Annotated in this window: 9 protein-coding genes, 1 tRNA gene and 1 pseudogene; all 11 read left to right on the forward strand. The window is 59.3% G+C overall.

Annotation, left to right across the window (positions count from 1 at the left end):
* The first annotated feature begins 123 nt into the window (after window positions 1-123).
* The 11 genes and pseudogenes from I6J26_RS06585 (at window position 124) to I6J26_RS06635 (ending at window position 12,099) form a co-directional block, all read left to right on the forward strand.
* Window positions 124-2,676, forward strand: coding sequence for a YhgE/Pip domain-containing protein (locus I6J26_RS06585; RefSeq protein WP_115020982.1), 2,553 nt, complete (start codon window positions 124-126; stop codon window positions 2,674-2,676).
* Entirely contained in the window at window positions 2,676-4,724 is a 2,049-nt protein-coding gene (locus tag I6J26_RS06590; RefSeq protein ID WP_115020983.1) for a YhgE/Pip domain-containing protein, read from the forward strand. Before I6J26_RS06585 ends, I6J26_RS06590 begins: the two co-directional genes overlap by 1 nt.
* Window positions 4,725-4,822: 98 nt before the next feature.
* Window positions 4,823-6,187, forward strand: a complete 1,365-nt coding sequence (locus I6J26_RS06595; protein WP_115020984.1) for a TrkH family potassium uptake protein — start codon at window positions 4,823-4,825, stop codon at window positions 6,185-6,187.
* On the forward strand, window positions 6,180-6,872 hold the full coding sequence (locus I6J26_RS06600) for a potassium channel family protein (protein WP_181815322.1): 693 nt from the start codon (window positions 6,180-6,182) through the stop codon (window positions 6,870-6,872). Before I6J26_RS06595 ends, I6J26_RS06600 begins: the two co-directional genes overlap by 8 nt.
* 51 nt (window positions 6,873-6,923) lie before the next feature.
* Entirely contained in the window at window positions 6,924-7,286 is a 363-nt protein-coding gene (locus tag I6J26_RS06605; protein WP_115020985.1) for a YidH family protein, read from the forward strand.
* The gene (locus tag I6J26_RS06610) at window positions 7,283-7,576 is read left to right on the forward strand and encodes a DUF202 domain-containing protein (RefSeq protein WP_115020986.1); all 294 of its coding nucleotides are present in this window, start codon (window positions 7,283-7,285) and stop codon (window positions 7,574-7,576) included. The genes I6J26_RS06605 and I6J26_RS06610 overlap by 4 nt, the downstream gene beginning before the upstream one ends.
* A 217-nt stretch (window positions 7,577-7,793) precedes the next feature.
* Window positions 7,794-9,368: an SLC13 family permease gene (locus I6J26_RS06615; protein WP_115020987.1), complete on the forward strand. Its 1,575-nt coding sequence runs from the start codon at window positions 7,794-7,796 to the stop codon at window positions 9,366-9,368.
* 42 nt (window positions 9,369-9,410) lie between these two features.
* Window positions 9,411-10,477 (forward strand): annotated as a pseudogene (locus I6J26_RS06620) (GTP-binding protein).
* Window positions 10,478-10,641: 164 nt separating this feature from the next.
* Window positions 10,642-10,717 (forward strand) — tRNA-Arg (locus I6J26_RS06625).
* Window positions 10,718-10,866: 149 nt separating this feature from the next.
* Window positions 10,867-11,568: a type 1 glutamine amidotransferase domain-containing protein gene (locus tag I6J26_RS06630; RefSeq protein WP_102234693.1), complete on the forward strand. Its 702-nt coding sequence runs from the start codon at window positions 10,867-10,869 to the stop codon at window positions 11,566-11,568.
* 66 nt (window positions 11,569-11,634) lie between these two features.
* Window positions 11,635-12,099 carry a hypothetical protein gene (locus tag I6J26_RS06635; RefSeq protein WP_147279301.1) on the forward strand — a complete coding sequence of 155 codons (465 nt, stop codon included), beginning with the start codon at window positions 11,635-11,637 and terminating at the stop codon, window positions 12,097-12,099.
* The last annotated feature ends 185 nt before the right edge of the window (window positions 12,100-12,284 follow it).

Genomic DNA, 12,284 nt, shown 5'->3' on the forward strand with positions numbered 1-12,284 from the left:
CTTCTCGTGTTAAAGGTTTTTGTTTCGGCAAACCATATCAACCTTTAATTGTTAATCATGGAAATTACTTTATGGGTTTCGGCAGGTTAGAGACTTGAGGCTCAAGAGGGTACACTCCCTTCAGTGCGCCAAAGTTGGAAAATTTTTATCAGAGATGTAGCCAGGCTTGGCCGCGTCCCTAGGGCGTGGATCATCCTCATCGGACTCGTCATCACTCCCGCGTTGTATTCATGGGTAAACATCGCGGCGTTTCGTGACCCCTACGGCCATACCCAAAACATCAAGGTGGCCGTGGTCAACGAGGATAAAGGTGCATCCAACGAGCTGACCGGAAAAGTTGATGTCGGCAGCGAAGTCATTGAGAAATTACGGAACAATGACCAGCTTGGCTGGCAATTCCTTGACGCTGAAGAAGCTGACAAAGCCCTGCTCAAGGGAGATGTCTATGCGGCGGTAACCATTCCGGAAGATTTCAGTGAGAACCTCGTGGGCATGCTTGATGGCACGTTCGCTAAGCCTCAGCTGGTCTACCGCGTTAATGAGAAGAATAACGCTATCGCCGTGAAGATTACGGATACCGGCGCTAAAGGTCTTGACAAGCAGATTACGGCTGCCTTCAAGGAACAGGTAGCAACCGTTGCCGCGGAGAACGTCAAGGACACCGGCACGGACTTTGAAAGCAAAGTCACCCGTGCGATGAACAACACCAGCTCTGCCTTTGGCGAGACCGCGCAAGAGATCGACGGCAACCGCCAGAGTCTCGCGCGTATCCAGGGCAAGCTGGATGATGCTGCGGCGTCTATGTCCGGTGCCAAGTCCACGGTGGCTGATGTGAGCACCGCGCTGGGCGACGCCCAGCAGGCCCTCACCGAAATCTCCTCCCTCGTCGACCAAGCACAAGGTGGCATCGGTGACTTCACTGACCAGACCACCGACGCGTTCGTCAATGGTGCCAGTGCCGTGGCTGACGGCACTGCCCAAGCACAGGAATCCATCGCGGATGTGACCGCAGGTCTGAACCAGGCTGGTGACCGCTTCGATTACGCGACGCAGCGAGCCAACACCGCCATCGACGCGAGTGCCGAGTCGATTGCTCAGCTCAAGGCGTTGCGTGATTCATCGACGCTGTCCCCGCAGGTGGCCAAAGAAATCGATGACGCCATCCAGCGTCTTGAGGAGGGTAACGAGTCTAACCGCCGTCTCGTTGGAAACCTGGGTGCACTGAGCAAGGACACCCAAACCGCCGCGCAGGACGTGCAGGCCAGTGCTGATGCCATCAACCAGGCCGCCGCTGACACCAAGGCAACATCGCAGACCCTGCGCGACACCGTCACCACCGCCATCCCGGAGATTAACCGCGCGATGAGCGGCCTGAGCTCCACGGCGAGTGCTTTGAGCGCCACCCTGGAAGCCCAGAAGGGCACGATGCAGGAGGCCGATGGCCTTCTTGACGGTGTGGCACAGCAGCTGCGTGCTACGAAGGACACGTTGTCCGACTTTGACACCAACCTGGCTGCCTTGCAGGACAGCCTGCGCAGTGTTCAGGGCGACGTGCGCTCGCTGAAGGCCGCGATGAATTCCCAGGTGGTCGAAGACATCACGGGCCTCAACGCCGATGAAATTGGCCATTTCTTCGCCGAGCCCATCGAGCTCAAGTCCGAAACCGTCTACCCGGTGGACTCGTACGGTTCCGCCATGGCTGCGCTGTTTACCAACCTTTCGCTATGGATCGGCGCTTTCGTGCTCATGGTGATTTTCCGCGTCGAGGTGGATAAGGAAGGTTTCCACCGTGTCACGGTGGGCCAGGCCTACTTGGGCCGCTTTCTGCTCATGGCCGCGATGGTTATTATCCAAGCCGTCACCGTCACCGTTGGTGACGTACTCATCGGTGTCCAGACCGTCAACGCCCCAGCATTTGTCATCACTGGCGTGCTCATTGGTTTGACATACTTGAGCATTATTTATGCGCTGTCGACTTCCCTGGGCCACCTCGGCCGCGGCCTCTGCGTGGTCTTGGCCATCATCCAGATCCCAGGCGCTTCCGGCTTGTACCCCATCGAACTGCTGCCGGGTTTCTTCCACGCCATTTACCCGTTGTTGCCGTTTACCTATGGCATCGACGCCATGCGTGAAACCATCGGTGGTTTCTACGGAACCCACTACTTCCAGTACATGGGCGTTCTCGCCTTCATGTTCCTCCTGTTCTTCGTGTGCGGTCTTGTTCTGCGCAAGGCACTCGCGCACTTCAACGTCATCTTCAACCGCGAGCTGCGCGATACCGAGCTCTTTGACTATGAAAACGTGCAGGTCGTGGGTTCTGGTTACCGTATCGCGGATGTCATTCAGGCGCTGGATAGCCGCAGTGGCCTGAAGAAGGACTTGGACCGCCGAGCACACAATTGGGGCTACTGGCTCAAGCTGGTGGCCATTGCAGGCATCGTCGGCGTGGTCATCCTCATCGTGGTCTCCGGCCTTCTCCCCGCACAGAAGCCGCTGCTGCTTGCTATCTGGACTGCCTGGTGCCTCCTTGTTATCGCTGCCGCGGTAACGCTGGAGTATCTGCGCATCAGCTTGAAGCAATCGGCAGAGCTGGTCACTTTGGATGAGGACGAGATTAAACACCCAGCTCGTGCTGGTGTAGACAGCGGCGTAGACAGCACGGAGGGAGAGAACTAATGCGCGGAACACTGGATCTTTACCTCAATGACATGCGCACCGCTTGCCGCAATGTCATGAGCGCAGTCATGCTCGTTGGCCTTGTTGTTATTCCTATGCTCTTCACGTGGTTCAACGTGCTGGCCAGCTGGAATCCTTTTGATAACACCAGCGATCTCAAAGTGGCGGTGGCTAGTAAGGACACCGGCTACGAGAGCGATCTTCTGCCGGTGCCCATCAACGTGGGTAACCAGGTTCTCAACCAGTTGCGTGCGAATGATCAGCTCGACTGGGTCGTGACCACTTCTGATGAGGCCGTTGAAGGTACGAAATCCGGCGAATACTACGCCGCTATTGTGCTGCCCGAAAGCTTCAGCACCGATATGTTGACCTTCTATACCGACGGTTCGGAACCAGCGAAGCTCTCCTTCTATATGAATGAGAAGAAGAACGCTTTGGCGCCGAAGATCACGGGTCAAGGTGCGGAAGGCGTGTCCGCCCAGGTGGCGGAAGCATTTACCGAGACCGTCGGTGATGTCTCCTTCGACATCGTGGCGTCCCTCTCAGAGTTTCTGAACCAGGGTGACACCAAGGCTGTGCTGGATCGTATGCAGGCCCGGGCGGAGGGCGTGCAGACTCAGCTCGACATGGGCGCGCGCACGGCACGTTCCCTGGCCGGCCTTGTGGAAACGGCCGTGCCGCTCATGGAGAGTGCGCAACGTATCGCAGGCGCAGCGGATCTGGAGCTGCCGGAGATCCAGTCCACGTCGTTGAATGTCTCCACCGAGGCACTGCAACAATCCCTCGACGCCACGAGCGCCAGCTATGACGTGGTGCGCGAGCGCATTAATGCGCTTTTCGACGACGCCTCCGCCAGTCGTGCCGACCGCGTCGCCGCCCTCAACACCTGGGCAGACCAGGTAGAAGGCACTATTGCCCAGTATCAGAACCTGCATGGCCACGTCGAGGCCCTGCCGTTGCCGGCCAATGAGAAAGACAAGGCGCTGAGCCGCATCGAGGATGCCATTGACTCCGAGCGTGCCCTGCATGCTCGTCTTGAAGCAGCGGCCAACGCCCCGGAACCGACGAAGCCGGACTTGTCCGCTCTCGATGATGCGAAGGCCTCCGTGGAGGCGATTTCTACCTCCGGACTGCGCGAGTCCCTCTCCAGCCTGCAGGACTCTCTTGCTCGTGTGGGCCAGGATCTCGATACCGCGCAGACTCCCGTCACTATCGATTCCTCCTCGCTTACGGACGCCCAAGAAGCGGTGCAGCGCCTGGCTTCTGGACTGCAGGACAAGGCAAACAAGTTCGCGGATCTGAAAAAGGATATCGATGCAGCCGCGGAGTCCGGTGACCTGAAGAAGCTCGCGGACATCGTCGGCTCCGATCCAGAGGCGCTGGCACATGCGATTGCGGCCCCTGTGGACGTCGATAGGCAGCCAGTCTTCCCCGTCACCAGCTTCGGTGCGGGTATGACCCCGATGTACACGGCGCTGGCGCTGTGGGTCGGTGCCCTACTGACCGCAGTGAGCATTCGCACCGACGTGACCGACAAGGATAAGTACTCACCGATGCAGCGCTTCTTCGGGCGCTTCGGTATCTTCGCCACGGTTGGCCTCGTGCAGTCGACCATGCTGATTTTGGGCCTCATTTTCTTCGTCGAGATTGAGCCCGCGCACCCCTTCCTCATGCTGTTTACTGGGTGGGCCAGCTCGTTGATTTTCATGCTGATCTGTTACACATTCGTCGTGTCTTTCGCTAACGCGGGCAAGGCACTGGCGGTGCTTATGCTGGTCATTCAGGTCTCGTCCTCAGGCGGCGCCTATCCGCTTCAGGTACTGCCGGAGTGGTTCCAAAACATCAGTCCCTGGCTGCCGGCGACGTACACCATCCGCGCCTTCCGTGCGGCCATCGCCGGCACGTACCACGGAGATTTCTGGCTGGCCATTCTCTGTCTGCTGCTCTTCGCTCTACCGATGTTGGTGCTGGGAGTGGTCTTCCACAAGCCTCTGGAGAAGTTCACCAACGGCTGGGTAGAGACTCTGGAGAAAACCAAGCTAATGTAGCCCCCTGCCCGCAGCCAACGCAGGTGCCATAAATGAGCAGAATATTCACAGCAAACGTGTCTTTTCCCTCCGGACATTGAGGGCTAGGGTTGTAAGGCGTGATTCGCGGTCAATTTCTGGGCCCTGCTCGGCTCACTGCCGCGGGCTTTATCCTGCTCATTTTGGCGGGAACGGTGCTGCTTATGCTTCCGGTGTCCGCCAATGTGCCACATTGGACGCCTTTCCTTCCAGCATTATTTACGGCCACGTCCGCTGTGTCCCTGACGGGCCTAGTGGTGGAGGACACCGCTACCTATTGGACTCCCTTCGGCCAAACCGTCATTATCGTGCTTATCCAGCTCGGTGGCTTGGGCATCATGAGCTTGGCCTCCTTGTCCGGCATGTTGCTGACGGGGCGCATTAGTTTCTCCGCGCGGCGCACTTCTGCGGCGGAAGGCCGGCCGGTTGCCCCCGGCGGTGTGCGCCGTGCGCTGCTTCTTACCATTGCATTAACGCTGGTCTGCGAGGCCCTCGTGGCTGTGTTCATCGGCGTGCGCCTAGCTACTGCCCACGACGTCTCCCCGAAACGTGCCGTGTGGGAGGGCATCTTCCACGCTATCTCGGCCTTCAACAACGCTGGTTTTAGTACCTACTCCGATAGCCTTGTCTCTTTTGCCGCCGACGGGTGGATTCTCATCCCCTTGGCGCTGGCGCTCATCACCGGTGGTTTGGGCTATCCCATGTTGGCGGAATTCGTTCGCCGAGTTCGTGGGCGCTGGACTCGCTGGCGTGGCGGTAACCCACGCATTCACCGTATGTCGATGACCGCTCGGATGACGCTGACAGCTACGGCACTGCTCTTGGCTGGCGGTACGGTGTTCTTTTTTGTCTCCGAAGGATCCGGGGTGCTTCAGGGGATGCCGTTGGGGCAGAGACTCCTCAATGCTTTCTTCTTGAGTGCGTCGCCCCGAACCGCAGGTTTCAATGCCATCGATTACGGCGAGGCCCACCCCATCACGCTCATGTTCACCGACATCCTCATGTTCATTGGTGGCGGCTCAGCCGGTACGGCCGGCGGTATCAAGGTGACGACTGCCTGCGTTCTCGCCGCGGCGATGACTTCAGAATTTTTGGGACGGGAAGATACCTCCATCGGTCACCGCCGCCTGCCACTGTCGACGTTCCGTCAAGCCTTGGCGCTGACCGCGGCCGGAATGATCGTCGTGTCACTGGGCGTGGCGACACTGCGCATGTGGGACCCGGAGTTCACATCGGACCAGATCACCTTCGAAGTCATGTCCGCCTTCGCCACGGTGGGTTTGTCCACAGGTATTACCGCCAGCCTGTCTGCGCCATCGCAGATTATGCTGTGCCTCATCATGTATGTCGGTCGCGTGGGTCCCACTACCTTTGTGGCGGCACTGGCCGCCAGGACCATCAGCCGACGCTTCCGCTACCCCGAAGAAAGGCCCTTCATTGGCTAACTTGTTTAGCGCCCTACGGCGCGAGAAAAACTCCATCAACATCCCACCTGTCGTCGTCATCGGTCTGGGCCGCTTTGGTGCTTCCCTGGCCAAGGAGCTTATGGAACACGGTGTCGAGGTGCTCGGCATCGATGCAGACGAGAAGTTTGTGCGTGAACACGCAGCCTATCTCACGGAGGTCGTCACCGCCGATAGCACCGACTCCGAAGCTCTGCGCCAGCTGGGAGTCGATGAGGTGGAGCGGGTCGTCTTGGGCATTGGAACGGACTTGGAAGCCTCTATTCTTACCGCCTCGAACTTGGTTGAGTTGGGGATCAAGGACATTTGGGCCAAGGCTGATTCCGATGCCCACGCCCGCATCTTGACGCAAATTGGCGTGCAGCACGTCATCCGTCCGGAGCGCGACACGGGTCGCCGTGTGGCCCACCTGTTGGGCGGCCGTTTCGAGGACTTTGCGGAAATCGCCGTGGACTATGGCGTGACGGTGATGAGCCCGCCGGCGTCGGCAAGCGCAGGCCCTGTTGACCTGCAGAAGGTGTGGGAGGAGCACCACGTGCAGCTCATCTCTCGCTGCGCGGGGCCGGGGCAGTGGCGCCCGCTTGCCGACGCCACCCAACTCACCCCCCGCGACCTCATCGCCGTCGCCGGCAGTCCCGCGGACTTGGAAGCCTTCTCGCAGTCCTAGGGAGGATGCCTCGCACTGTGGAACGGGGCGCGGGGCGCTACAGTGGCGCGTATGACGAAGGCACGTTTTCCGAGCTCGGTGTATGGCTCGGGCGAGGAACCCGATCCGCGTTTCAGCATGGCCAATGAACGCACGTTCCTGGCCTGGATCCGTACTTCGCTGGCCTTTATCGCAGGTGGTGTGGCTCTGGAGACCTTTGAGCTGCCGCTGAACACCACGCTGACTCGCGTCGTTTCCGTCATTATGTTGCTCGTGGCTATCGTGCTGCCAGCCGTGGCGTGGCTGCATTGGGGTGCGTCCGAACGGGCGATGCGCCATTCCCGCCCGCTGCCGGCTAGCCCCGCATTAGCGCTGGTGGTGGCCGTGGTGACCGTTATTGGCGTCATGATTCTGGCGGGCGAGCTGTTAGCGTGAATGAGCTTTTTGATCCCGGCCTCCAGCCTGAGCGCACCCGCCTGGCGTGGCAGCGCACGGGACTTGCGGGCCTTGTAGCAGGTCTGCTCGTTGTGCGTAGTGTGGCACCCTGGGCTGCCGTGATCGTAGGCGGCGTGACCGCCGTTGTGCTCTGGCTGGCCACTACCAAGCTGCGCCGAGCCGATGACGTCCTTTCGCGCGCCGCGCCCCTTCCCGGTGCCGCGGCTCTCGCTGCGGTCACCGTGGCCACGATGCTCTTGGGAGCGGTGGCTTTCGTCGCGGTCTGGTAGTTTCAGGCGCTCCCAGCGGGGAGAGGGTGGAGGGAACTGGAGTACAGATTCCTGAGCGACTAGGGGCAATTTCATGGCGCAAGCGGGGGTAAAAACCGGAAAGCCTTTGTTGGAAGTCTGTGGCCTCGATAACCTAAACGTGTAGGCCCATTCGGCGATCCCTATCACTCTCTCTCGACTGAATGGGGGCTGGTTAACCAGGAAAAGGAGGGGGCACATGACTACCCCACACACTCACGTCTCAACCGCGCACACAGAGGGTGAGGACGATCGCGGTGTCGACCGCAAAGACTGGCGCCGCATGGCCATTGGCCTCATTGTCGGTCTCGCATTGGCCATTCTCGTGTGGTTCATCTTCCCCAGCAACGCAGTCGACACGGTATTGGAATCCCCCGGCGCCAAGGATGACGTCGAATACACGCAGAGCGCCTTGCGTGCCGTCGCCGCGGTGACCATTCTGATGGGCGTGTGGTGGATGACGGAGGCCATTCCGTTGGCCGCTACGGCACTGTTGCCGTTGGTTATCTTCCCGCTAGCTGGTGTGGGTGCCATCAAGGAAGTCGGTGCACCGTATGCCTCCGCCACTATCTTCCTGTTCATGGGCGGCTTCCTTATTGCCCTTGCGCTGCAGCGCTGGAACCTTCACCGCCGCCTTGCACTGTACGTGGTGAAGCTGATTGGTACCTCGCCCAAGCGTCTTATTTTGGGCTTTATGGTGGCTACTGGCTTCTTGTCCATGTGGGTCTCTAACACTGCAACCGCCGTGGTTATGCTGCCGATTGGTACGTCAGTGCTGGCGCTGACTGCGGAGACCGTTGGTGGTTGGGATAAGCAGAAGAAGTTCGCCACTGCTCTCATGCTTGGTATCGCGTACTCGGCGTCCATCGGCTCGCTGGGCACACTTATCGGCACCCCGCCGAATGCCTTCCTCAATGCGTATATGGCGGATACCTGGGATGTGACCCTCGGCTTTGGTCGCTGGATGGCTGTAGGTGTGCCGCTGGCCGCTATTTTCCTTCTCATCGCGTGGTTCCTGCTCATCACCATTTTTCAGCCGGAGATGAAGGAGATTCCGGGTGGGCGCGAGCTTATTGATGAGGAAATTGAGGCCCTCGGCCCGTGGACCCGCCCCCAAATCATGACGGGGATTATCTTCCTGCTCGCCGCCGCTTCCTGGGTGACCCTGCCGCTCGTGCTTAAGGAATTCGACAACTACGATGACGCCATCGTGGGTATTGCAGCCGGTATTCTGCTTTTCATCTTGCCGGCGGACAACGAGCGCCGTATCCGCCTCCTGGACTGGGAGACGGCGAACGAGATGCCGTGGGACGTGCTCCTTTTGTTTGGTGGTGGCCTATCGCTTTCGGCAATGTTCAATCAGTCCGGCCTGTCCCTATGGATTGGTGAGATGGCTAAGGGGCTTAGCGTCCTGCCGGTCGTACTCATCGTGGCTGCCGTGGCTGCGCTGGTGCTCTTCCTTACGGAAATCACTTCTAACACCGCAACTGCCGCGACCTTCATTCCGATCATGGGCGGCGTCGCGGTGGGCGTGGGCCTGACTGCTGACGGTGACGTCAACGTCCTCCTCCTCACCATCCCGGTGGCGCTCGCGGCAACGTGTGCATTCATGTTGCCGGTGGCTACCCCGCCGAACGCCATTGCGTACGGCTCTGGCTACGTCAAGATTGGTGAAATGATTAAGGGCGGTCTGGGTCTCAATATCATCGGCATCTTCCTCATTACCCTGACCGTTTACCTGCTGGCGGTGCCTATCTTCGGCCTCGCGGTCTAGCTGGCGCAGCCACCCCTTGATGAAAAACGATATCATTACGGGATGGCTACACCTGTTACCGTGCTGTCCGGATTTTTAGGCAGCGGCAAAACCACTGTTCTTAACCACCTGTTGGCCAACCGCGAGGGGCGCAAGCTGGCAGTTGTGGTTAATGACTTCTCCGAGGTCAACATCGATGCCGCCCTCGTCGCCGGCGAGGGCCATCTTGAACGCGGCGAAGACCGCTTCGTTGAGCTCTCCAACGGCTGCATCTGTTGCACGTTGCGCGAGGATCTCATTGAGTCCGTCGGCAAGCTGGCTCGTTCCGGCCGGTTCGACCAGATTGTCATCGAGTCCACCGGCATTTCTGAGCCCATGCCTGTCGCTGCCACTTTCGAGTGGGAATTTGAAGATGGGACCACGCTTGCCGACGCCGCCCCCATCGACACCATGGTCTCCCTCGTGGACGCCTCCACGTTTCTGGCTAATCTTCGCCGCGGCCGCAGCCTGGTCTCTGAGAATATCGAGGCCACGCCTGACGACGACCGCACCATCGCCGACCTCCTCGTGGACCAGGTCGAATTCGCCGATCTCATCCTCATCACCAAGACGGACCTAGTGGAGGCCGCCGAAACGGAACGCGTCATCGCCACCGTGCGTGCCATGAACCCCCGTGCTCGCGTCGTGCCCGTGACCAACGGGGTTATCGACCCCGCGCTGGTCCTCGACGCCCACCTCTATGACACCGCCACCGCCGCGACCTATCACGGCTACGCGGAAGAGCTGGCGAATCCGCACACCCCCGAGACCGAGGAATATGGCATCTCCTCCGTGGTCTTCCGCGCTGACCGGCCCTTTAACCGTGAGCGCCTGCTCAAGGCCTTGCGCGACAGCACCGGCCTGGTGCGTTCGAAGGGTTTTGCTGGATTGATACCGATCTGCGCGTAGCTCACGCTTGGCAGCAGGCCGGCCCCAACCTGCAGATCATCCCAGCCTCCCTGTGGGCAGCCAATGGTGTTACGCCAGGCACCGAACTCGTGCTCATCGGTATCGACTTCGATCATGAATCCACCCTCAGGGCCTTCCGCAACGCCGTGCTGTCCGACGCCGAAGTGGCCGACCTCGTTTAGTCCCTCATAAAGGTGAACACGGGGTGAATTGCTATACCCATTCGCGAGGATAAAAACATGCATTGACATCGGGATTTGTCAGTTTTCTGGCGTGTGGGTATAGTTATTCCTCGTTGCACAGCAGCGCGCGCATTACAGCGTCACGCACTGCAAGCCAACGGACTGCGCCCGTAGCTCAACGGATAGAGCATCTGACTACGGATCAGAAGGTTGGGGGTTCGAATCCCTCCGGGCGCACCAAATTTTTTAGCCCCTAGCTGCACAAACAGCTAGGGGCTTCGTCGTTTGAATATGATCGCAGGGCCAGGTATTTCGGGTTGACTGCACACGATCGAGTTTTCTGACATAGTGGGGCACCTAAACGAAACCTCGATTAAAGGAGTTTGTTAATGACTAGCGCATTGTTCGTTGTCAGTGCAGCAGACGGATGGCCCCTCAAGGACGGATCTGTTCATCCCACTGGTTACTGGGCTGAGGAGCTTGCCGTTCCACACCGACTGTTTAGCGACGCCGGCTGGGACATCACCATCGCCACGCCCAATGCAGTAGCGCCGACGGTGGATGAGGGAAGCCTCGGCGAGGGCGCCGGTGATCCGAAAGAGCTTGAGGAGATTCGCGCCTATCTTGAGTCCATCAAGGACGAACTCGATAATCCGAAGCCGCTCGCTGACGTTAACGAGGAAGACTATGACCTTGTCTTTTACCCGGGTGGCCATGGTCCCATGGAAGACTTGGCTGTCGACGCCGTCTCTGGTGCACTGTTGACGCAGCGTCTTGCCGCCGGCAAGCCCTTGGCACTGCTGTGCCACGCGCCCGCTGCGCTCTTGGCGGCGAAGAACGATGATGGCACCAATGCCTTCGCCGGTAAGAACGTCACGGCTTTCTCCAACACGGAGGAAGAAACCGCGGGTCTCGCAGAGAACGCGAAGTGGCTCCTGGAAAGCGAGCTTGTCAACGCCGGCGTCAAGTACGACAAGGCAGCAGAGGACTGGAGCTCCCACGTCGTTGTGGACGGCAACCTCTACACCGGCCAGAACCCGCAGTCTTCGGCTGAGCTGGCAAAGCGTATCCTCGCGGACCTGGGCAAGTAGGCACCGAGAAATGATAGAGCGAGGATCGCACAGCAGACCCCGTTATAGGCGGCTAACATGGTGTCCATGATTAAAGCGATCCTCTCCGCTATCCTGCTATTTGTCTCCTCGCTGTTTTCTAGCGCGGGCTCCTCGGAGCTGGCGGGGAGTTCGGAGGCATGGGGGGTGGGCGTCGCCCAGCACGGCATGATTGCCCACGCGCCTGCAGGCCTGGTCGAGGCAAGCGATGAGCAGATGGAGCACATTACGGCCCTTAGATGGAGGTCTGAGGTGAAGCCGGAATATTTCTCCCTGAATTTCCAGAATCAGACGATTTCGCTGCCGTGTAATAGCGGCGAATTCGCCTTGTCTGGTAGCGAGGTGGAGCTCGGCGGCGTGACGGAAAAGGCCTGTTCCGGAGGAAAGGTTGACCTTCCCTTCATTGTGTTCCTATCCGAACCGGCGAAGGTAATGGTGGATTCGGATGTCTCCGCAACGCCCGAGCGCATCTACCTTGTGAACGGGGACCAAGCCATCGCACTCACTCGCTGAGACGCACATCGCGTAGCGCTGAGTGAAACGCAGAGCTGAAAACGAAGACAAACAAGACTAGGCAGCACCGTTAGTCAGGCTTTAGACGTCAATCACCGGTTGAGAAGTGCCAAAGATAGCGCGGTGTGACTTGCCAGCACGGGCCAGCTATGCGTCAAACAGAGGCGATCGATTGACTATCGTTT

Source organism: Corynebacterium minutissimum, assembly GCF_016889765.1.
Taxonomy (GTDB): domain Bacteria; phylum Actinomycetota; class Actinomycetes; order Mycobacteriales; family Mycobacteriaceae; genus Corynebacterium; species Corynebacterium minutissimum_B.

What these genes read in the sequence shown, in the direction of transcription:
- I6J26_RS06590 (WP_115020983.1), top strand. Translation starts at nt 2,676, where the DNA reads ATGCGCGGAACACTGGATCTTTACCTCAATGACATGCGCACCGCTTGC.
- I6J26_RS06615 (WP_115020987.1), top strand. Translation starts at nt 7,794, where the DNA reads ATGACTACCCCACACACTCACGTCTCAACCGCGCACACAGAGGGTGAG.
- I6J26_RS06605 (WP_115020985.1), top strand. Translation starts at nt 6,924, where the DNA reads ATGACGAAGGCACGTTTTCCGAGCTCGGTGTATGGCTCGGGCGAGGAA.
- I6J26_RS06630 (WP_102234693.1), top strand. Translation starts at nt 10,867, where the DNA reads ATGACTAGCGCATTGTTCGTTGTCAGTGCAGCAGACGGATGGCCCCTC.
- I6J26_RS06635 (WP_147279301.1), top strand. Translation starts at nt 11,635, where the DNA reads ATGATTAAAGCGATCCTCTCCGCTATCCTGCTATTTGTCTCCTCGCTG.